Source organism: Streptococcus pluranimalium, assembly GCF_047785705.1.
Classification (GTDB): Bacteria; Bacillota; Bacilli; order Lactobacillales; family Streptococcaceae; genus Streptococcus; species Streptococcus pluranimalium_A.
Window position 1 is genome coordinate 1 of the sequence record NZ_JBLOJV010000004.1, and the last position, 21,624, is coordinate 21,624.

19 protein-coding genes and 1 pseudogene are annotated in these 21,624 nt (G+C 39.7%); all 20 read left to right on the forward strand.

What is annotated here, in order from left to right; all coding sequences use genetic code 11:
- A partial coding sequence (locus ACMZ6Z_RS01690) for an AAA family ATPase (RefSeq protein ID WP_416130931.1) occupies window positions 1-1,618 on the forward strand: 1,618 nt, incomplete at its 5' end.
- 296 nt (window positions 1,619-1,914) lie between these two features.
- The gene (locus ACMZ6Z_RS01695) at window positions 1,915-3,573 is read left to right on the forward strand and encodes an RNA-directed DNA polymerase (RefSeq protein ID WP_416130932.1); all 1,659 of its coding nucleotides are present in this window, start codon (window positions 1,915-1,917) and stop codon (window positions 3,571-3,573) included.
- Between the two features lie 111 nt (window positions 3,574-3,684).
- On the forward strand, window positions 3,685-4,902 hold the full coding sequence (locus ACMZ6Z_RS01700) for a DNA cytosine methyltransferase (protein WP_416130933.1): 1,218 nt from the start codon (window positions 3,685-3,687) through the stop codon (window positions 4,900-4,902).
- 78 nt (window positions 4,903-4,980) lie between these two features.
- Entirely contained in the window at window positions 4,981-6,567 is a 1,587-nt protein-coding gene (locus ACMZ6Z_RS01705) for a hypothetical protein (RefSeq protein WP_416130934.1), read from the forward strand.
- A 15-nt stretch (window positions 6,568-6,582) separates the two neighbouring features.
- On the forward strand, window positions 6,583-7,047 hold the full coding sequence (locus ACMZ6Z_RS01710) for a methylated-DNA--[protein]-cysteine S-methyltransferase (protein ID WP_416131009.1): 465 nt from the start codon (window positions 6,583-6,585) through the stop codon (window positions 7,045-7,047).
- Window positions 7,047-7,403: an arsenate reductase family protein gene (locus ACMZ6Z_RS01715; protein ID WP_416130935.1), complete on the forward strand. Its 357-nt coding sequence runs from the start codon at window positions 7,047-7,049 to the stop codon at window positions 7,401-7,403. Before ACMZ6Z_RS01710 ends, ACMZ6Z_RS01715 begins: the two co-directional genes overlap by 1 nt.
- Before the next feature lie 83 nt (window positions 7,404-7,486).
- Entirely contained in the window at window positions 7,487-8,113 is a 627-nt protein-coding gene (nth, locus tag ACMZ6Z_RS01720) for an endonuclease III (RefSeq protein WP_416130936.1), read from the forward strand.
- A gap of 99 nt (window positions 8,114-8,212) precedes the next feature.
- The gene (locus ACMZ6Z_RS01725) at window positions 8,213-9,541 is read left to right on the forward strand and encodes a hemolysin family protein (protein WP_416130937.1); all 1,329 of its coding nucleotides are present in this window, start codon (window positions 8,213-8,215) and stop codon (window positions 9,539-9,541) included.
- A 161-nt stretch (window positions 9,542-9,702) separates the two neighbouring features.
- On the forward strand, window positions 9,703-10,638 hold the full coding sequence (locus tag ACMZ6Z_RS01730; protein ID WP_416130938.1) for a manganese-dependent inorganic pyrophosphatase: 936 nt from the start codon (window positions 9,703-9,705) through the stop codon (window positions 10,636-10,638).
- Between the two features lie 189 nt (window positions 10,639-10,827).
- Window positions 10,828-11,322 (forward strand): rRNA maturation RNase YbeY, encoded by a 495-nt coding sequence (gene ybeY / locus ACMZ6Z_RS01735; RefSeq protein ID WP_416130939.1) that lies wholly within the window; start codon window positions 10,828-10,830, stop codon window positions 11,320-11,322.
- On the forward strand, window positions 11,306-11,707 hold the full coding sequence (locus tag ACMZ6Z_RS01740; protein ID WP_416130940.1) for a diacylglycerol kinase: 402 nt from the start codon (window positions 11,306-11,308) through the stop codon (window positions 11,705-11,707). Before ybeY ends, ACMZ6Z_RS01740 begins: the two co-directional genes overlap by 17 nt.
- Window positions 11,708-11,766: 59 nt before the next feature.
- Window positions 11,767-12,666: a GTPase Era gene (gene era, locus ACMZ6Z_RS01745; protein WP_416130941.1), complete on the forward strand. Its 900-nt coding sequence runs from the start codon at window positions 11,767-11,769 to the stop codon at window positions 12,664-12,666.
- 146 nt (window positions 12,667-12,812) lie between these two features.
- On the forward strand, window positions 12,813-13,289 hold the full coding sequence (locus tag ACMZ6Z_RS01750; protein WP_416131010.1) for an NUDIX hydrolase: 477 nt from the start codon (window positions 12,813-12,815) through the stop codon (window positions 13,287-13,289).
- 9 nt (window positions 13,290-13,298) lie between these two features.
- Window positions 13,299-13,772: an 8-oxo-dGTP diphosphatase gene (locus tag ACMZ6Z_RS01755; protein WP_416130942.1), complete on the forward strand. Its 474-nt coding sequence runs from the start codon at window positions 13,299-13,301 to the stop codon at window positions 13,770-13,772.
- Between the two features lie 358 nt (window positions 13,773-14,130).
- Window positions 14,131-16,566, forward strand: a complete 2,436-nt coding sequence (locus ACMZ6Z_RS01760) for a Rib/alpha-like domain-containing protein (protein WP_416130943.1) — start codon at window positions 14,131-14,133, stop codon at window positions 16,564-16,566.
- Between the two features lie 734 nt (window positions 16,567-17,300).
- A pseudogene (mutM, locus tag ACMZ6Z_RS01765) lies at window positions 17,301-18,130 on the forward strand (DNA-formamidopyrimidine glycosylase).
- Window positions 18,130-18,726, forward strand: coding sequence for a dephospho-CoA kinase (gene coaE / locus ACMZ6Z_RS01770; protein ID WP_416130944.1), 597 nt, complete (start codon window positions 18,130-18,132; stop codon window positions 18,724-18,726). Before mutM ends, coaE begins: the two are co-directional and overlap by 1 nt.
- Window positions 18,727-18,816: 90 nt before the next feature.
- Window positions 18,817-18,963, forward strand: coding sequence for a 50S ribosomal protein L33 (gene rpmG, locus ACMZ6Z_RS01775; RefSeq protein WP_416130945.1), 147 nt, complete (start codon window positions 18,817-18,819; stop codon window positions 18,961-18,963).
- Window positions 18,964-19,005: 42 nt separating this feature from the next.
- Window positions 19,006-19,242: a preprotein translocase subunit SecG gene (secG, locus tag ACMZ6Z_RS01780; RefSeq protein ID WP_416130946.1), complete on the forward strand. Its 237-nt coding sequence runs from the start codon at window positions 19,006-19,008 to the stop codon at window positions 19,240-19,242.
- Window positions 19,243-19,316: 74 nt separating this feature from the next.
- Window positions 19,317-21,617 (forward strand): ribonuclease R, encoded by a 2,301-nt coding sequence (gene rnr, locus ACMZ6Z_RS01785; protein WP_416130947.1) that lies wholly within the window; start codon window positions 19,317-19,319, stop codon window positions 21,615-21,617.
- Window positions 21,618-21,624: the final 7 nt, after the last annotated feature.

A 21,624-nucleotide genomic window follows, 5' to 3' on the forward strand; every position in this document is an offset into this window, starting at 1 on the left:
TAATTTAAGAAAAAAGAAAAATAAAATTACGTTTGATACGCATAAGAAAATAGATGATATTCTTACTGACATTCAAAGTATATTTACACAGAAAATAGTTAAACCAGATTTTCAAATTACAAAAGATTTATCTGGATGGTTAAGGGAGGGGCTACATTTACATAGTGATAGCGTAGACCAGTGTAAGTTTTGTGGTAATCATTTTGATTATGAAAAAGTTTATGAAGGGATTCAAGAAAAAATACAATCTCAATATTCTCTAGCAGTTGAAAGTTTAGAAAGAAATAAAACTATTCTAGAAGATATAAAAAATGAATTGCTTAATCAGCCTAAAGATATCATTGATGATAGCTTCAAGAATTTGAATTCTGATTTATTAGAAATTATCAATAGCATAGAAGAAAAAATTGAAAATCCTTCTTTAGTTTTAGCTCAGACCTCTGAAATTGAAAAAAATTATAACAATGTAATTGTTAATATACAGACAGAGTTAAATAATCTTAACGCAGAGATATTAAAACAAGAGACTTTATTGAGTGAAATTGAAAATGTTGCTAAGTCATGGGTTGCTCAAAAAATATTGGAGCGATATCCTATTGATGTAGTTAGTGAACGACTTCAACAGTATGAAAAACAACAAAGAATTAATGAAGAATATATTGAAGAGAATAAACAGTGGATTCGACAGGTTGAGCCAACAGGTAATTTAAAACCCTTTGCGGAGTTACTTAATCATGAATTTAGAGTCATTGGAGTGAATATAAAGTGCCATATTGATGGAAATAAGTATTTATTAAGGCATGGAACAGATTCTTCAATAATTATTAGTACAAGGGATTTAAGTGAAGGTGAAAGGCGTTTATTGGGATTTTTACATTTTTATTATGATTTATACTTAGAGCCAGAGAAAAGTTTAAAAAATAATATAGAACACATTATTTTTGATGATCCTATTACTAGCCTAGACTCAGATCATAGATATTATTTGACAGAGTTGATAAATACAATTATCAAAAAATTGACGTCATTGAAAGCTCAGGTTTTCATTTTTACACATTCCTCAATTGATTTTCACAATTTTGGCTACGGCTTGAATCAACAAATACTTTTAAAGGCATTGATTTATAAAAATGAAAATGGAAATAGTAATATACGAAAAGTAGAGCGAAACGAGAGTCAAAACTTCAGTGATTACTACAGAACTAATTTTAAGTCATTATATGATTTTGCAAAGTTAAATAATAGCAAAATCAATACAATTGAAAATAGTGTCAGATTTGCAAATATGGGAAGACTTATTTTAGAGTCACATGCACGAAGCAACTATAGATTGGAAAATGCGACATCGACCTCAATAGATAAATTGATGAAATTATATAATATTCAAGAAGAGAAACAAATTGAATTTAAAGGAATGTTAGATATAATAAATAGTTTATCACATGGTCTATCAATTTATGATAGAGATGTAAGTCAAATTTCATCTCGTGAAATTAGGGATGCTATTAGAAAACTCATTTCGGTTATGTTCATGAATGATTGTAATCATGTGATTGCAATGATTGGATTGGCTGATGATAGTAGGGACTTAGATGTTATCAGAGGTTGGTTTTTATAATCTTTTAATCCCTTCAATACAAACATGTAGATTACTAAGTTATTTATGATGCTATTGTTGAGCAATATGCTGAGATGGAGAAGTTACAGGTAGGATAAAGTAGCCTGAAAATGTTAGTGAGAGATAATATTTTTGAATACAATGAGTCTAAATGTTGCTTTTATTTGTCTAAATAAAAGGAAATTGTATTTTCCTTTTTAGTAGGGTATGGATTAGCACTGTAGAATTTTTTAAAAATTATTAAGTACATAATAAATTATTTATGGATAGATTGTTAAAAAGAAAAGGGAGCTATAATGGGAATTAGTGAGAAAAAACTGAAAGAATCTTGTAGACGAGCTATAGAAAATGTTTTGTATGAAGGAACAACAGATGTTGAGATTTTTAATCATGCTTTTGAAATTGATTTTTTAAAGGATCAAAATATAAAGAATGACATGGTAAAATTGGTCTGTAGTTCTATTCGGAATGCTCTAAGAAGTGAAGAGTCAGAAAAAAATAACTTTTCAAAATTAAAAGTTCACAAGCTAGGACATGTTTTGGTACCTAAGAAGAATCTGTCAGATTATAGAAAATGTGCTATTGTAGATATTTATGATGAAATCATATATCTTACTTTAGTATTAAGTATTGCTTCCAAAATAGAAAATATGAGAATAAGAACTCCCCTTAACAAAGTGTTCTCTTATAGATTTATTAGTAACGATAAGTCTGGTAAATTGTTTGATAAAAAATATAATTATTCTACGTTTAAAAGTGCTACTCTAGAAAAGAGTCGGAAAGAAGAATATAAAGTTATAGTAGAGTGTGATATCGCAAATTTTTATGACAGGTTAAATATCCATAGAGTGGAGTCAGTTTTAAGGTCAAATCCTAAAATTGATGAAGATGTTATATATATTATAAATGAACTTCTACTATATTGGGCTAATAGAGATTCATATGGCTTGCCAGTAGGTTCAAATGCTTCTAGAATTTTAGCTGAATCTGCTCTCATTGAAGTTGATAATTATTTAATATCAAAAGGGATAGAGTTCTGCAGATTTGTAGATGATTATAGAATTTTTTCTAAAGATGCTATTGAGGCGCACAAAAATTTAGCACTTTTAACTGCTCGCTTAAGTAAGGAGGGAATATTCCTTAACACTCAAAAAACTAGAATTCGGGATATTTCAGAGTTTAAGGCAGACATATCTTCGCTTGAAGAATCTGGACGTAGTTCACATCAAAAGGAACTCGAACAAGACAAAGAAACTATGAGTGTTCAAGGAAAAGATAAAGTCTCGAAAATAATAAAAGGTTATTCCGGTCTCATACCTACTAAATTTAGGAAACTTTCAATTAAAGAAATGGAGAAATTAAAGGAGAATGACCTTGAAACTATGTTGGCTAAAGCTACTCAGTCTGTACTTGTTGATGAAAAAATGGTGACGACGGTTATTCGCACCATAGTCGCTCATGAAGAATATGAAAGGCTTGGGGAATTGCCTAATATACTGAAAAAGTTTCCTCAGTTTATTCCCTATTTTGTGGATACTGTCCTTAAGTGTGAAGGAATTTCAAAAAAAGTAATTCAAAAGATATGTAAAGATTTTGAATTTTGGATGACTAGTTTAGACGCACCTGAGTATATACAAGTTTACTTGACTAGGTTATACTCAACACCACCGTTTGAAAATAAACAAATATTATTAAATAGTTTTAGAAATTTAAAAAGGAATTCTGGAGATTATATTGGGATGGCAATCCTTGAGGCATTGGATGGTAAATTAACAAGAGGAGAGCTATTAGAAATTCGAGATTACTACTATAGAGCCGACAAATGGGAAGAGAGACAAATTTTAAAAATGATTAATTCGGATTTGCATAAGGGAGAAAAAAGACCATTTCTAAAAGATATAAAATTTCACGAGGAAGACTTCTTTACTCAAAAAATTATTTCTTCACAAAGATAAAAACGATTTTAAGGATCTAGTCCTAAAATAAATCTCTACTTCCAACAATGTAATCCAATAGACTAAATATGTTATACTAGTTAAGTTAAAAATAAACAAAAAGGAGCTAACATGTCAAATTCTGTAAGTTCCCCTGCTGAAAAGAAGCATAATATTGCGGCTTTCTTTTCTGGCGTTGGAGGAATTGAGTTAGGTTTTGAACAAACCAATGAGTTCAGAGTGGTGTTTGCTAATGAGTTCGATAAGTATGCTAGGAAAACTTATGCGTTAAATTATCCTGATACGCTTTTGGATTCACGTGATATCCACGCTGTTCCTGCCGAAGAAATCGGCGAAAATATTGATCTTATAGTCGGAGGTTTTCCTTGTCAGGCCTTTTCGATTGCAGGTTACCGTAAAGGTTTTGATGATGACCGTGGTGATTTATTCTTTGAACTTTTACGAATGATAGAGGCAAAGAGACCAAAAGCTATTTTTATTGAAAACGTCAAAAATATGGTGGGTCATGATCATGGTAATACGTTTAAAGTGATTCGTGAAGCTTTGACTGAAAATGGCTATTTTATTAAATGGAAAGTCTTAAATGGGAAAGACTACGGTAATATTCCTCAAAATAGAGAGCGTATTTATATTGTTGGATTTGACAATAAAGAGAGTTTCGATCATTTTGAATTTCCTGATGAAGTTGAATTGACGACCACTTTACGTGATATTATTGATTTTTCAGATGATAAAGATATGGTATATCATTACGAGGAAGGACGACAAGCTTTTTATGATTTGCTAAAAGAGAGTATGGTAAGTCAAGATACTGTCTACCAGTGGAGACGTCAGTATGTTCGTGAGAATAAAAGTGGTGTTGTTCCTACGCTAACAGCAAATATGGGTACTGGTGGGCATAATGTTCCACTTATATTAACCGATGGTGGAAAGATTAGAAAATTAACCCCTAAAGAGACCTTTAATGCACAAGGTTTTCCAAAAGATTTTCAGTTACCTGAAGGTGTATCGAATGGGCAACTCTATAAACAGGCTGGTAATAGCGTTGTTGTTCCAGTTATACGGCGAATTGCTGAGAAAATTGCTGAGGCTATGACATTCTCTCACAATACTGAAACTAAAGAAAGTTTTAATAAGTATTCACTTATTTATACCAAGATGAATGGTCCCTTTGAAGGTGAATCTTTTGTTGAAACTACTTTTGAAGAAGTTGACGCCGTAGAAAAATATATTGAAACATCTAATCGTGAGGTCTCTTTATTCTCAGACGAGGATTATTTCTCTTTTGTGAAACGCAAGAAATCTGGAGAATTTTATACGATAGGATAACGAATAATGATATGAGGATTAGTGAAATACTAATCTTCTTTTGTTATACTTACATTAGCAACTATGAGGAGTTTGGTTATGTGGGAATATTTGAAATCTGAGCAGAAAGAAAAATATCAAAAATTAATTACTAATTTTGCAAGTTTGAGTGAAGCATTTTCTCAAAAAGCTGATAATTCCAATGAAGAAGATGTTCAGGAATTTGTAGCACCTATTGTTAATTCAAAATTTCAAGAAACCGTATTTCAAAGAGCTTTTGGTGCAGTAGCAGAAGACATTGCTAATACTTCTTATGATGCCTCTTTAGAACTTGATGATAAACATAAATATTTAGTCGGATTGAAGTCATTTGGTATCAATTCAGGTGATCAAAAAATTGCTCAATTCAAGAAAAATTCTCAAGAGTGGAACGAACTTCTAGCTGATATTCGATTCAATGCTTCTATCTCAAATGATAAAAAGATTTCTGATGAGAAAAATTTACCCCATTATGAACTGTTGGCGAAAAACATCTCTGAACTTCGAAATCAGCGAATTGAATCTTCAAAAGCACAAATCCGAGGATTTAAATCTGATAATGTATCTGTTGAGTCTGTTTACCATGTATTGATGCCAACTTCAAAAGGTCAGAAACCTCAAATTTTTGTAGGTGAAACAAGTTACCTACCTATCGATATTGAACATTTAAAAATTTTAGGAGCAACAAATTTAAATAATCCTACTAACTTTAGATTTACTGATGGTCACCATGTTTATAAGTATACGGCTGCAGATAGTCAGCTACATATGACATTCAATAATAAAGATATTGTCGTGGATACGTGGGATGTCGATTATATTGAAGATCCATTCTATGTTTTTGAAAATCTTCATTTACTTAATCGAGGTGAGGAAACGAGTATTGAGCAGACGGTTTCTTGGATGATTCCTAATAAACATCATGAAGTTGAATTGAGCTCTGGATTCAATGGTTTTAACGGAGGTTCTAAGCTATCAAGAAAAGATAGATATAGAGAGAAGCGTATCAAGCAGTTGTTACAAAAGTATCATGAATCGTTAACCTCTGAACAATATTTAGTTGTAAAAGATTATTTGGAGTTGCTCTTACTTCCGGAATACCGTTCGCATGAAGAAACGGCAAGAATGCGTGACATTAGACAAGAGTTTATGACTAAAATATCTAATTTCAATAGTCCTAATCTTGTAAAAGATGTTGAAAAAATGATTTATCGTGATTCTAAAGAAGTTTATATTCCTATACCAGATTCTAGAAATTTTCATACTACTTTTCCTAACTTTTTTGGAAAAAATGTTGGAACCTTTGATGATAAAAATCCACGTAAGTTAGCTTTGACTAAAGAGAATAGAATTTTTACATTAAAATTTTTAGCATCCGGTGATGAGATCGAAGCTTACATCAATCAAGAAAACGGAAAAGCTATCCAATCAACTAAGAAGCAAGATATACTAGGAGAGTGGTTGCTAAGAGGTGTCTTCCAGCTCAGAGATAGAGAAGTCCTAACATATGAAAAGCTGATTGATTTAAATATTAATGGTATTAGATTGACTAAGTATAAAGATTCTAATATCATTGGTATTGAGTTTATTTGGATTGACCCAGATAATCCTCCTACAGATGCTATCGGTTGGGTAGCAAGGAGGTAATAATATGTTCTACAAATTCCTTTATCAATCCCCCTCGGTCAGATCAGTCTTTTGGCTGATGAGGAGTCTCTTTTTGGGATTTACTTTGTCGGACAAGCTTACTTTGAGTGTGGGTTTGATGTGGCTCAGATTGTGGAGCGAGAGGTAGCTCCGCACCGGGAGGCTAAGGCTTGGCTAGATGATTATTTTGCGGGGTGCAAGCCCAAACCTAGTCGATTGAGACTGGCTCCGCATGGGACTGCCTTTCAGCATCAGGTCTGGTCAGCGCTAGCGGCCATTCCCTACGGTCAAACGACGACCTATGGTCAACTGGCCACAACCCTCAACTGCAAGTCTGCGCAAGCCATTGGCTTTGCCGTTGGTAAAAATCCCCTGTCCATCATCGTGCCCTGCCACCGTGTGCTAGGGGCTGATGGGTCTTTGACGGGCTATGCTGGTGGCATCGAGCGCAAGGCGGCGCTCTTAGAATTGGAGAAATGATGTATACTTTTTACGAATACCCTAACTGCACGACCTGCAAGAAGGCTAAGAAGGAGCTAGAGATGCTTGGTCTGGACTATCGTTTGGTTGATATCAAGACGAATCCGCCCAAGGTGAGTCTCCTCAAGGAGCTTTTGGAGAATTCTGACCTTGATCTGAAGAAGTTTTTCAATACCTCGGGAAATTCCTATAGGGAGTTGGGTCTCAAAGACAAGTTCGATAGCATGACAGTTGATGAGGCACTGGAACTCTTGTCACAAGACGGCATGCTGATCAAACGGCCTATCCTTATCAAGGATGATAAGGTCCTACAAATCGGCTACCGTACGCCTTATGAGGATTTGAATCTTTCATAATATAGCAAAACATCAGCGGAGATAAGCTGGTGTTTTTCTCTTGGACAACATGGTATAATAGTAAAAAACAAAAAGGAATGATGATGGTTTTATCAAAAAAACGCGCACGTAAGGTGATCGAAGAGATTATCGCTCTTTTTCCAGATGCTAAGCCTAGTTTGGATTATCGCAATAGCTTTGAATTGTTGGTGGCTGTGACCTTGTCTGCTCAAACGACAGACGCAGCGGTCAATAAAGTAACGCCAGCTCTCTTTGAGGCTTTTCCAACACCGGCTGATATGGCTTTGGCAGAAGAAGGCGAGATTGCCAAGTATATTTCTCGATTAGGTCTTTATCGCAATAAGGCCAAGTTTTTAAAGAAATGCTCCCAACAGCTTTTGGAAGACTTTGATGGACAGGTTCCCCAAACACGATCAGAGCTAGAGAGTTTGGCTGGTGTGGGACGTAAAACAGCTAATGTGGTCATGAGTGTCGGCTTTGGTATCCCAGCTTTCGCAGTGGATACCCATGTGACCAGGATTTGCAAGCACCATGATATTGTCAAGAAATCAGCAACCCCACTTGAAATCGAAAAGCGTGTCATGGAGGTCTTGCCAGAAGAAAAATGGCTCCCAGCTCACCAAGCCATGATTTACTTTGGTCGTGCCATTTGCCATCCCAAAAATCCAGAATGTCATCACTACCCACAACTGTATCACTTTTCTGAGTGAAAACGTCTTTTCGCGCCGTTTGGATTTGCCAAAGCTATCTACTGAAGTGTTTTTATGCTATAATAAAAGCATTATCTTTACTTAATTAGGAGAACATTGATGGAAGACCCCGGTCAGTCCTTGATTTTACAATTTATTTTATTACTGATTTTAACTTTGCTGAACGCTTTTTTCTCAGCGAGTGAGATGGCTTTAGTTTCTCTAAACCGTTCACGTGTTGAGCAAAAGGCAGAAGAGGGCGACAAGCAGTTTAGTCGTTTATTGAGAGTTCTTGAAAATCCCAATCATTTTTTATCCACAATTCAGGTTGGCATCACCTTAATCAATCTCTTAGCGGGTGCTAAGTTTGCGGATTCTTTAGGGCTTGTCATCGCTGGTTGGCTGGGTGCTTCTCAGCTAGCCTATACCCTTGGTAGTATTATCTCGCTTGTCTTTTTGACTTTTATTTCGATTGTTCTTGGGGAACTTTATCCCAAGCGAATCGCCATGAATCTCAAGGAGAATCTTGCGGTTGTTTCAGCACCGATCATCATGGTTTTGAGCAAGCTGGTTAGTCCTTTTGTTTGGTTATTGTCAGTTTCTACTAATCTTTTGAGTCGTCTGACTCCGATGAGTTTTGATGATGCTGATGAGCAGATGACTCGTGATGAGATTGAGTATCTCTTAACCAATAACGAAGCGTCTTTAGATGCGGATGAGATTGGGATGCTCCAAGGGATTTTTGCCCTTGATGAGATGATGGCGCGTGAGGTGATGGTTCCTCGTACAGATGCTTTCATGGTTGATATCAATGATGATATCAAAGACATTGTTCAAGCTATTTTAAAGGAAAACTATTCACGTATTCCTGTCTATGACGGGGATAAGGACAAGGTTATTGGGCTTATTCATACCAAAAAGATTTTGCACGATGCTTTTGTCAATGGTTTTGATCAGATTAGTATTCGACGTATTATGCAAGAGCCTCTCTTTGTGCCAGAAACCATTTTTGTCGATGATTTATTAACCCAACTACGTAGCACCCAAAACCAAATGGCTATTTTATTAGATGAATACGGTGGTTTGGCAGGGATTGCCACGCTTGAAGATTTGTTGGAAGAGATTGTTGGAGAAATTGATGATGAGACGGATTTAGCAGCGGAGTCAGTTTATGCTATCGCTGATAACACCTACATCGTCAAAGGGACAATGACCCTCAATGAATTTAATGACTACTTTGATACGACTTTAGGAAGTGACGATGTGGATACCATTGCTGGCTTTTACCTGACGGGTGTGGGCTCGATCCCTAGCCAGGAAGTCAAAGAGTCTTACGTGGTTGATAGCAGTGACAAGCGTTTGACCTTAATCAATGATAAGGTCAAGAATGGTCGTATTAACAAGCTCAAATTGCTGGTTTCCGCTATTCCAGAAGAGGAAGAAAACTGATTGATCAGCATCCGTTCTTGCCTAGTCAAGAGTGGCGTTTATTGAGGTTTGATGTCTTGTATCATTTACTGTGCCAAGACCGAGATCAGCTAGCAAGGTCTTTGGTACTTACTAGGACTTGTGATATAATAGCTAATGTAACAAATAAATGAGGTATAAACATGTCTAAATTATTAGTTTTTGGTCATCAAAATCCAGATACTGATGCCATTGCATCAGCTTACGGCTGGGCTTATCTAGAGCGTCATGCTTTTGGTCGTGATGCCGAAGCAGTCGCTCTTGGCACACCAAATGAAGAAACAGCTTTTGCCCTTGATTACTTTGGTCTTGAAGCACCGCGCGTGGTTACATCTGCCAAGGCTGAAGGCGTTAGCCAGGTTATCTTGACCGACCACAACGAATGCCAACAGTCGATTTCAGACATTCGTGACCTTGAAGTGGTCGCGGTTATTGACCATCATCGTGTGGCTAATTTTGAGACAGCAAACCCTCTTTACATGCGTTTAGAGCCAGTAGGGTCTGCCTCTTCTATCGTTTACCGTGCAGCCAAAGAAAATAAGGTTCAGCTTCCAAAAGAAGTGGCAGGTCTTTTGTTATCAGGCTTGATTTCGGATACCCTTCTCTTGAAATCTCCAACAACTCACGCATCAGACCCACAAGTGGCAAAAGAGTTGGCAGACATTGCGGGTGTTGATTTGGAGGCCTACGGTTTAGAATTGCTCAAAGCAGGAACGAATCTATCCAGCAAATCAGCTGCAGAATTGATTGATATTGATGCAAAAACCTTTGAGTTGAATGGCAATAATGTCCGTGTTGCACAGGTCAATACCGTTGACATTGCTGATGTCTTGAAGCGTCAGGAAGAGCTTGAGGCAGCCATCTCTGAAGCGATTGTTTCAGAAGGTTACTCCGATTTTGTCTTGATGATCACAGATATTCTCAATTCAAACTCAGAAATTCTGGCACTGGGTTCGCACCTGGATAAGGTCGAAGCTGCCTTTGATATCAAGCTTGAGCAAAATCATGCTTTCCTTGCAGGGGCTGTTTCTCGTAAAAAACAAGTTGTCCCTCAACTCACTGAGAGCTTTAATGCTTAAGACCTAAACGCTAAAAAACCTAATTCCTAGTATGCACGGGGTTAGGTTTTTTATGTTGTCAATACTCTCAAGATGACTTCAATCCCTCACAAGAATCACTATAGTTATGGTATAATGAGATGACACTAAAAAATCAAAAGAAAGGCTAAATGTTGGCTAGTGTGATAGCGGATGTTTAGTATCTGAAAGATGCACGTAGAGATGATGGATGAGACAGGGCAGGTCTCTGAAACGATCCAGAAGCAAACCCTTGAGTTGCTTGAACTGGCTGCTAAAAAGCTGGGCAAGTCTGATAAGGAGATGGCGGTGACCTTTGTGACCAATGAACGTAGCCATGAGTTAAATGTGGCCTATCGTGATACTGATCGTCCGACAGATGTGATCAGCTTGGAATATAAACCAGAAAACCCTATCGTTTTTGATGAGGAGGATTTGGCAGAAAATCCTGAGTTGGTTGAGATGATGGTAGAGTTTGATGCTTATATGGGTGAGCTTTTTATTTCTATTGACAAGGCGCGTGAGCAGGCCGAGGAGTATGGGCATTCTTTTGAGCGTGAAATGGGATTCTTGGCAGTCCATGGGTTCCTTCATATCAATGGTTACGACCATTATACAATAGAAGATGAAGCAGAGATGTTTGGATTACAGGAAGAGATTTTAACCGCCTATGGCCTCACAAGATAATAAGCAGAAAAAATGGAAAAATCGTACCTTAATCGCTAGTTTAGAGTTTGCGATGACGGGACTTGTTACGGTTTATAAAGAAGAGCGTAACATGCGTAAGCACTTGATGTCAGCTCTTTTAGCGATCCTTGCAGGTCTTGCTTTTCATCTGTCAGCGGTGGAGTGGTTGTTGTTATTGTTGAGTATTTTTTTGGTGATTGCTTTTGAGATCATCAATTCAGCCATCGAGAATGTGGTGGATTTGGCGAGTGGTTATCATTTTTCCCTACTAGCCAAAAACGCTAAAGACATGGCTGCTGGCGCTGTCTTGGTGATGTCGCTTTATGCCATCGTGACAGGTCTCATTATCTTTGTGCCAAAACTCTGGCAGTTGCTGTTTGGATAAGCTAATAATAAACCCCACGGTTATTCGTTGGGAAAGATGAAAGAAAAAGGAGTCTATTAATGGTATTTAAAAGTGGTTTCGTGGCGATCTTGGGTCGCCCTAATGTTGGCAAATCAACCTTTTTGAACTATGTCATGGGGCAAAAGATTGCCATCATGAGTGATAAGGCGCAAACAACGCGCAATAAAATCATGGGTATCTACACTACAGATACTGAACAAATCGTCTTTATCGACACACCAGGGATTCATAAACCTAAGACAGCCTTGGGAGATTTTATGGTAGAATCTGCCTACAGTACCCTTCGTGAAGTGGAAACGGTTCTCTTTATGGTGCCAGCAGATGAAGCGCGTGGTAAGGGTGATGACATGATTATCGAACGCCTCAAAGCCGCTAAAGTTCCTGTTATCTTGGTCATCAATAAGATTGATAAGGTGCATCCTGATCAGCTTTTGGCACAGATTGATGATTTTAAAGACCAAATGGACTTTAAAGAAATCGTTCCGATCTCAGCGACTCAAGGCAATAATGTCAATCGCCTCATGGAAATTCTTAAAGATAACCTTGAAGAAGGTTTCCAGTATTTCCCAGAAGATCAGATTACTGACCATCCAGAACGATTCTTGGTTTCCGAAATGATCCGCGAAAAAGTCCTTCATTTAACCAAACAAGAAGTACCGCACTCTATCGCCGTGGTTGTTGATTCCATGAAACGTGATGAAGAAACGGATAAGGTTCATATCCGCGCAACCATCATGGTTGAACGTGATAGCCAAAAAGGGATTGTTATCGGTAAACAAGGTGCTATGCTCAAGAAAATCGGAACCATGGCTCGCCGAGACATTGAACTCATGCTAGGAGATAAAGTCTTCCTCGAAACTTGGGTCAAAGTTAAGAAAAACTGGCGAGACAAAAAACTCGACCTGGCCGACTTTGGCTATAATGAGAAAGAGTATTAAAAACGTCTAGGAGATGTTTTTAACCCGACCCTGAAAATGAAAAAGCGAGGTCAGTGGAGTGACCTCAATAGCCTGCTGACCTTGGAATAACAAATAGAGAAAACTTTAGCGAATCGTGTTACAAGTTGAATTTGAAAGGATTTGAAATGCCAGAAGATTATATTTCCTATATCCGGTCAAAAGTGGGTCAGGATAAGATTTTTCTCAATTTTGCTGCAGGTATTTTGTGTGATGAGGATGGCAAAGTTCTTTTACAATTAAGAGGAGACAGTCAGAATTGGGGTGTTATCGGTGGCATTATGGAATTAGGCGAAAGTTCGGCAGATACTGTCGTTCGTGAATTTTTTGAAGAAACAGGCATTGTTGTCGAACCGGTCAAACTGTTAAGTGTTTATACTAATTTTGAGACGGTATTTCCAAATGGTGATACAGCCCAGACAGTTGGTGTTTTATACCAAGTAAGAGCGACCAAATCATATTCCATTGACCACTTTACAAATGAGGAGACCCTTCAATTAGCTTTTTTTTCGGCAGAAGAGATTGCAAATTTAGACTTATTCAGCTCGCAACAAAAGGTGATGCTAGAAGAGTATTTTTCAGGAAATTTTCAAATAGGACGTTAAGGGAGTACTATGCCACGTAGTGAAGAAGTGATTTTAACTAATATGTGTCTGGTTGAGGACAAGGACGGTAATTGTGTCGTTCAAATCAGGGACCCCAAACGTTATAATTGGCCTGGAATTGCCTTTCCAGGTGGTCATATTGAAAAAGGAGAAAGTCTACACGATGCTGTCGTTCGTGAAGTTTTTGAAGAGACTGGTTTAAGGATTTCAAATCCTAAATTGGTTGGGGTCAAGCATTTTCAAACAAGGGGAGACAAGATCAGATATTTGGTATTCTTATATAAGACATCTGATTTTTCAGGAATGCTGACATCTTCAGAAGAAGGAGAAGTTAAATGGGTATCTCGTCAGGACTTGTTAGACGGTAAGATTGATTTAGCAGATTCTATGGACGAGATGTTTCCTATTTTCTTTGACCAGACGGCATCTGAACTCTTTTATGAACGTAATGATAATGATGACTTAGTAAGGAAGTATTTTTAATAGTTACTTTTTATATATATAATGGTAAAAAAGTTGAACTGAACGGAAATTGAAAGGATTTTAGTCAGTTTTGCTATATGAAAATATCTGTTAGAAAGGAGCTAGCCAGCGAGCTTAATTGAACTCGCCAACGACACTGTGAAAAAGATAATACTGTCTAGATGCCAGTATCTGCGGTCAGTTTCCCATTACATATAAATATCATTTTAAGAAAGGATATTCGCACATATTCCGTGGTTGTAATTCTTGACAAAAAGTCGGTAGGTGGGTACAATAAAGTAATTTCGCAGCTATTTTTAGTGGCCTTGTTCTGGCTATAAAGAACAAGGCACGAGAGCATAAAGGAGAAGGAAAAGAAATGAAAGGTTCATCATTATTCACAAGCAAGCAACGTTACTCACTGCGGAAGTTTAGTCTTGGCTTGGGATCGGTTTTACTGGGGAGTGTGTTGCATCATCCAGTGGTACAGGCAGATAGTCCAGTAACTGTTAAGACAGTAGAATTTGGAAGTCTCTCTGCAGAGCAACAAGGTCAGGTCCAGTTGGGCTTGCCCCATGGTGTGTCAGAAAAAGAGCTAGAGTCCTGCTACATATTTGTATACAAGCCCGTTGCGTCTACGCCTCAAGGGTCGTCTGTTACTACACCAGGAGGCTCTGCTGGCACATTTAGTATCTTGCCCAAAACAGGTTCAGAGGACTTTGGTATGGCTGTTTCTGCCCTAGGTCTTGCAGGCTTGACCTTGGCTGGCTACCCCATTTACCGCAATAAAAAAACAGGGAAGATGATCTTGGTTGCGGTGGTTGCTGCAAGCGGGGTTGCAAGAGGAGTTGTTGCTCAAGCGGCAGTTGAGTCCTTGGCTACCCAGCATGAATTCATCCTTACGGATGAGGGAAGCCTTCAAACGGTAGACATTTCGGGCTATGACTATGTTGGATATTTGAAGGTTGATTGCGTGATTGAGGGAGACACGGTGGATACCCCATCAATGGATCCTGCAAAGAAGCCAGGCATTCCTTCTACTGATCCTAAAAAGGAGCCAGGTACCCCTCCTACTGATCCTACTCATGAGCCAAGTCAACCGATTGCTAGGTTAGAAGATTTTACAGTGGTTGTAAAGGTTGATGGGAATGAGACACAGGTTTCAAACTTTGAAAAGATTTCCCACGAGGATTTCTTGTCCCATCTTTCTGCATTAACGGAAGCGAAATTACCAGAAGGCTTGACGTATGTCTCTGCAGTTTTTGAAGGTAACACTGCTATCTTGCATTTTACTACGCCTGCGACTTACCACGAAGAGTGGGTGGATACTCCTGAGGAAGTGGTATCAGTCGATCGTGTGGAGGAGTGGGTTGAAGATCCGTATGTGACAGAGAATGCCACAGAGCCTGAGATTCGCCACGAAGAGTGGGTGGATACTCCTGAGGAAGTGGTATCAGTCGATCGTGTAGAGGAGTGGGTTGAAGATCCGTATGTGACAGAGAATGCCACAGAGCCTGAGATTCGCCACGAAGAGTGGGTGGATACTCCCGAGGAAGTGGTATCAGTTGATCGTGTAGAGGAGTGGGTTGAAGATACAGAGTACTTTGATGCGACAGGTGGTGAGATCACTGTGAACCGGAATGCCCTATTGACAGAAGACGATATCAAGGATAGGGTGACGATTCCAACAGCGTCAAATGGCCAAATCTCCTCTGCCATCCAAGTACCATCCACCGAGACGGCAGGAGTTTACACAGTCCCAGTCACGGTGACTTATCCAGATGGATCGACGGATGACGTAGAAGTCAAGGTAAGGGTTATAGAGACTGACCTGCCACCTCTGGCTAGGAATATCTTTATAGATGGAGCATTTGAACCCTGGGGAAATATAGAGGATTTTGATACCTTTGCCGTTCCTCATTATGATTATGAATGGAAGAACGACGTTATTTCTGAAGAAGTCATAGATAGGATATACAAAGATTACGGAGATAAAATCAGTGATATTTATACTCTACCTATGTCTGTTCTGAGAGATAAGTTCCAAGATGACCCAAGTCAGCCAGGTGCTAATAATCTTGTGGCCATCGAGATTGCAGAGCTTCCGTATCTCGGACCAGGTGAGGGGATATTGCTACATCAGGCGGCGGATGGAACCCTACGTGAGGTCCAGGTGGGGGACCAGATTCCTGTAGGGGGTGACAATATCCTTCTTTATCTACAGACTGGTGATGATAGATATGACGACAATGGTGATTACTATCAAAATGATCCAGACTATGACTTCTCAGACATCGGTCTGACACCGGATATGCTGACACCAATACCAGAAGCTGAAGCTTTGATTTATAGATGGAGCAGTCCGAAAAATACTGGTATGATTCAAAATCGTTACCTCAATCAGGACCAACTGCTCCTTCCTCTTAACACGCCAGGTGCAGCAGTGACAGAGGAGCTACTTCGCTCGGTCGTGCAGCTACCAGAAGGCTGGTCTTGGGAATTGTTAAGAAGAGAAAACCCAACTAATGGAGCTTATGAGATCCCTACAGATGATAAGACAGTCGCCACTATTCGAGTGACTGCACCGGACCAATCACAAACAAGCCGCCTTATTTACGCTACGGTCACCGATCAGGTGACGACTCCTACAGTGGTTGATAGGAGTGCTGAGCGAAACCAGGTTCGACGCACGAACCCAAATCAAGGCAGATTCCCTATCGACCGCTTCAAGTATCGCTACATCGATAATGGAGCAGAAGGGTACAATCGAAGCGAAGAAGCTTCCGTCTACGTCACTTTTGGCTACTTTCGCTAGTCGGTAAGAGTTGGTGCTAAGACCACCAGTTTCTAGCCGATGATAGGACAGTTGCCCTGCACTTGCAGGGCAACTTTTTTTCATCTATTCCGTCCATAAAGCCAGGCTGGTGCAGGACAAGATGGAGTTTTCTCTTGACATTTGTAGAGACCTCATGCTAGAATGAGAGCAGATACAACCTTTAAATGTGTCCAGAGAGGCATCAAAGGTCCACCGAATAAATGGGTGTTTTGTACCCACTTTTTGTGTGGCCTCGCCTTCTTTGGCGAGGCTTTTTCCATGCCGTATGAAAAAGGGGGAGTGGTTTCTTGTGTAGGAAGAGGAGCTAATACTCGAAGAAAATCAAAATCTGACTAGAGAAAGCGTTGTAGCTCGAACTAAAGTTCATCAAGGTAAACTTGACAATATCAGATTTTGATTTTCAATGAGTATAAACGCTCTTTGCCAAAAATGAAAGGAGTTCATAGAAAGGAATGAGTTGGTTAGTGAGTTTAGTTGAACTCGCCTACGACACTGTGAAAAAAGATCATACTGCCTAGATGCTTGAACCATTGTCGTCAGTATTTCTATTACATGTCAATATCATTTTAAGAAAGGGAAGGGTAAGCCTGTGTTCTGACTTGAACACGGGCTACGGACTGTGTCAAAAAGATAAATACTACTTTGACGCGAGCGTCTTCAGTAGATTTCCTATTTTGACTGTGTCCGTTTAACGCCCTTTGTATCGTGATTTTATGCCTGAACTTCCTGAGGTTGAGACGGTTCGTCGTGGTTTGGAGAAGCATGTGGTTGGAAAGTCCATTTTAGATATTCGCTTTGCTTTTGCTAAGATAGCGGTGACGGGTGTGGATTCTTTTTATCCATTGGTTGATGGTCAGATGACCGTTCAAGCCATTCGTCGTCGTGGCAAATATTTGATTTTTGATTTTGGTCATTTGTTGCTCATTTCCCACTTGCGGATGGAGGGGAAGTATCTTATGTTTGATCATCAGGAGAGTGTCTCTGATAACAAGCATTTTCATGTCTTTTTCACCTTTACAGACCAGTCGGTCTTGGTTTATCAGGATGTGCGAAAGTTTGGTACTATGGAAATGCTTTTGCCATCGCAAGAAAAAGCCTATTTCACCACTAAGAAATTAGGTCCTGAGCCGACCAAGGAAAGCTTTAAATACGCTCCCTTCGAGCGAGCTCTGCTTTCGTCCCCTAAAAAAATCAAGCCCTATCTTTTGGATCAGACTTTGGTGGCTGGCTTGGGAAATATCTATGTGGATGAAGTGCTCTGGGCAGCCAAGGTGCATCCTTTGCGGATCAGTTCCGGTCTCAAAAAAGCTGAAATCAAGCGTCTGCATGATGAAACGATTCGTATCTTGCAGCTGGGGATTGAAAAGGGTGGGTCGACGATTCGAACCTATCGCAATGCCTTGGGCGAAGATGGAACCATGCAGCAGTTTTTATAAATGTCTATGGCATGACAGGTCAACCTTGTCCGCGTTGTGGAACAGCCATCGTTAAAATTAAAGTAGGAGGGCGGGGTAGTCATTACTGCCCTAAGTGTCAAAAATGATGACCAAAACCATCGGAATCACTGGCGGTATCGCCTCAGGCAAGTCGACGGTGACAACCTATCTACGACAAAAAGGCTTCCAGGTCATTGATGCGGATGCCGTCGTTCATGAACTCCAGACCAAGGGTGGCAAACTCTATGCTACTTTACTTGAGTTTTATGGTAAAAAAATCCTAGCTCCTGATGGCCAATTGGATAGACAAGCTCTGTCTGAGCATTTTTTCTCGGATGATACTGTTCGTGCTCAGGTGTCAGCTTTGCAGAACACTATTATTCGGCAAGAATTGCTGGCGAGGCGAGATGATTTATTACAAGAACATGAGGTGGTTTTCATGGATATTCCGCTCTTGTTTGAATTGGATTATCAAAGCCAGCTCGACCAAGTCTGGCTTGTTTACCTTGATCCCGCGCAGCAGTTGAACCGTCTCATGAAGCGAAATAACTATTCAGAAGAACAGGCTCGAAAACGCATGGCAGCGCAGCTTTCTTTAGACGAAAAAAGGCACTTGGCTGATCACATCATTGACAATAATGGCGATTTATCAGAGACCTATGGTCAAGTTGATGCCTTGCTAAAGAGTGTTTATTCGTCATAAGCCAGTTGGATTTTAGCCTTAGCTATGGTATAATAGTGAGCATTGTTAGCAGGCCTATCAGAAAAAAAGCTTATCACAAAGGAAGGTCAAGTGCGCGTTAAAATTCATTTAAAATGCAGTGGCTGTGGGCATAAGAACTATCTGACCAGTAAGAACAAAGCCACTCATCCAGAAAACATTCAAGTGCCTAAATATTGTCCTAAAGAGCGTAAAGTGACGTTACACCTTGAATCTTGAGAGAATATATGGTACTATTTAAGGACAGTATTGGAGGAAAAGATGTATAATTTGCTATTAACAGCACTCTTGGTGATTTCAGTAATCTTGGTGATTGCAATATTCATGCAGCCACAAAAAAATCCAGGGAGCAATGTCTTTGATAGTGGTGGTTCAGAAGCCCTCTTTGAACGTTCAAAAGCTCGTGGTTTTGAGGCTTTTATGCAACGTTTTACAGGCATTCTGGTCTTCTTTTGGCTATTGATTGCATTTTCACTGGTAGTATTATCAAGTCGTTAAGAATAGTGGGCCTTGACAACTGTCGGGTCCTTTTTGACACCTTTTTCTAATGAACAAAACAAAGTAAGGAAACTATGAAAGAACAGATTTTAACGTATTTACAAGAAAATGGAAAGTCAACCATCAATGAGTTGGCTGCTAGCTTACAAATGGCTGGTGCCAAGAAATTTCCTCTTTTGATCAAAGAGATTTCCAAGATGGAAAGTAGGCGAGAGTTGCGTTTCAATGACAATGGTGAGCTATCGCTTCGCAAGTCTCAAGAAAAGCCAGAGCAGTTAACCGTTCAAGGGATTTTTCGTGCCAATAAGGCAGGTTTTGGGTTTCTTTTTGTCGATGACAATGAAGAGGATATGTTTATTGGTCGTCATGATGTTGGGCATGCCATTGACGGTGATAAGGTAGAGGTGGTCATCAAAAAGCCAGCGGATCGTCTTAAGGGGACGGCAGCTGAGGCACGTGTGGTCAGGATTGTGGATCATGCCTTAAAAACAGTGGTTGGTAAATTCGTTTTAGATGATGAGAAACCACAGTATGCGGGTTATATTCAGTCTAAAAACCAAAAAATTCAACAAAAAATCTACATCAAAAAAGAACCGGTTGTCCTAGATGGTACTGAAATCATCAAGGTCGCTATTGACAAGTATCCCGTTCGGGGGCATGATTATTTTGTGGGGAGTGTTCGTGATATTGTCGGGCATCAAGGGGATGTTGGTATTGATGTCCTCGAGGTGCTGGAGTCTATGGATATCGTTTCAGAATTTCCAGAAGATGTGATGGCAGAAGCTAAGGCTGTCCCAGATGCCCCAAGTGACAAGGATTTGGTGGGACGTGTAGATCTTCGCAAGGAGATTACTTTTACCATTGATGGTGCCGATGCTAAAGATTTGGACGATGCGGTTCATATCAAACGTTTGGCTAACGGTCATTTTGAGCTTGGGGTTCATATCGCAGATGTTTCTTATTATGTCAGGGAAGGCTCTGCTTTAAACCGCGAAGCTGTGGCCCGTGGCACATCAGTTTATGTCACAGATCGCGTGGTTCCAATGCTACCAGAGCGCCTCTCAAATGGGATTTGCTCTCTTAACCCCAATGTTGACCGCTTGACCCAGTCTGCGATCATGGAAATCAACCCTCAAGGAAAAGTAGTTCATTACCAAATCTGTCAATCTGTTATTAACACGACCTACCGGATGACCTATAGCGATGTTAACGAGATGCTTGCTGGCAATCAAGAACTCTTGGATAAGTATGAGGCCATTGTGGAGTCTGTGCAGGATATGGCTACCTTACATGAGATTTTAGAAGCCATGCGTGAGCGTCGCGGGGCGCTTAATTTTGACACCTCAGAAGCTAAAATTATCGTTAATGACAAGGGCATACCAGTTGATATTGTGGTACGTAGTCGAGGTATGGCTGAGCGCATGATTGAGTCCTTCATGCTAGCGGCAAATGAGTGTGTGGCTGAACATTTCGCTACAAAAGACCTGCCTTTTATCTATCGTATTCACGAAGAGCCAAAGGCAGAGAAATTACAAAAATTCATTGATTATGCTAGTGTCTTTGGGGTTCAAATTCAAGGCACAGCCTCTAAAATCACCCAGTCAGCCCTACAGGATTTCATGGCTAAGATAGAGGGTAAGCCAGGCTCAGAAGTCCTTAGCATGATGCTACTTCGCTCCATGCAGCAGGCCCGTTATTCAGAGCATAATCACGGTCACTACGGTTTGGCTGCAAACTACTACACCCACTTCACCAGTCCTATTCGCCGTTACCCTGACCTCTTGGTGCATCGCATGATTCGTGAGTACGACAAAGCTGCCACTCCTGAAAAGCAAGAGCATTTTGCTGCCGTTGTCCCAGAGTTGGCGAACTCCTCTTCACAACTGGAGCGTCGCGCCATTGATGCTGAGCGCGTGGTAGAAGCCATGAAGAAGGCGGAGTATATGGAAGCTCATGTGGGCGAAACCTTTGAAGGGGTTATTTCCTCAGTGGTCAAATTCGGCCTCTTTGTGGAGTTGCCAAATACCATTGAAGGGTTGATACATGTAACCACACTACCTGAGTTTTATCACTACAACGAGCGTACCATGTCGCTTCAAGGGGAAAAGTCTGGTAAAGTCTTTAAAGTTGGTCAGCCTATTTGTATCAAGCTGACGCGAGCGGATAAGGAAACAGGAGACATTGACTTTGCTTATTTGCCGAGTGATTACGATGTGATCGAAAAAGTCACTCAGTCAGATCGAAAAGCCAGAAGACCTCGTTCAACAAAGGCTTCTGACAAGTCTGGGCATTCCAAAAAGCCACCGACCAAAGATAAGCCTTTCCAAAGGTCATTTGATAAGAAAAATGCTAAAAACTCTCGAAAAAAACGATAGGAGGTTC

Coding starts and splice junctions, on each gene's coding strand:
- ACMZ6Z_RS01695 (WP_416130932.1), top strand. CDS start 1,915: ATGGGAATTAGTGAGAAAAAACTGAAAGAATCTTGTAGACGAGCTATA.
- ACMZ6Z_RS01700 (WP_416130933.1), top strand. CDS start 3,685: ATGTCAAATTCTGTAAGTTCCCCTGCTGAAAAGAAGCATAATATTGCG.
- ACMZ6Z_RS01705 (WP_416130934.1), top strand. CDS start 4,981: ATGTGGGAATATTTGAAATCTGAGCAGAAAGAAAAATATCAAAAATTA.
- ACMZ6Z_RS01715 (WP_416130935.1), top strand. CDS start 7,047: ATGTATACTTTTTACGAATACCCTAACTGCACGACCTGCAAGAAGGCT.
- nth (WP_416130936.1), top strand. CDS start 7,487: ATGGTTTTATCAAAAAAACGCGCACGTAAGGTGATCGAAGAGATTATC.
- ACMZ6Z_RS01725 (WP_416130937.1), top strand. CDS start 8,213: ATGGAAGACCCCGGTCAGTCCTTGATTTTACAATTTATTTTATTACTG.
- ACMZ6Z_RS01730 (WP_416130938.1), top strand. CDS start 9,703: ATGTCTAAATTATTAGTTTTTGGTCATCAAAATCCAGATACTGATGCC.
- ybeY (WP_416130939.1), top strand. CDS start 10,828: ATGCACGTAGAGATGATGGATGAGACAGGGCAGGTCTCTGAAACGATC.
- ACMZ6Z_RS01740 (WP_416130940.1), top strand. CDS start 11,306: ATGGCCTCACAAGATAATAAGCAGAAAAAATGGAAAAATCGTACCTTA.
- era (WP_416130941.1), top strand. CDS start 11,767: ATGGTATTTAAAAGTGGTTTCGTGGCGATCTTGGGTCGCCCTAATGTT.
- ACMZ6Z_RS01750 (WP_416131010.1), top strand. CDS start 12,813: ATGCCAGAAGATTATATTTCCTATATCCGGTCAAAAGTGGGTCAGGAT.
- ACMZ6Z_RS01755 (WP_416130942.1), top strand. CDS start 13,299: ATGCCACGTAGTGAAGAAGTGATTTTAACTAATATGTGTCTGGTTGAG.
- ACMZ6Z_RS01760 (WP_416130943.1), top strand. CDS start 14,131: ATGAAAGGTTCATCATTATTCACAAGCAAGCAACGTTACTCACTGCGG.
- coaE (WP_416130944.1), top strand. CDS start 18,130: ATGACCAAAACCATCGGAATCACTGGCGGTATCGCCTCAGGCAAGTCG.
- secG (WP_416130946.1), top strand. CDS start 19,006: ATGTATAATTTGCTATTAACAGCACTCTTGGTGATTTCAGTAATCTTG.
- rnr (WP_416130947.1), top strand. CDS start 19,317: ATGAAAGAACAGATTTTAACGTATTTACAAGAAAATGGAAAGTCAACC.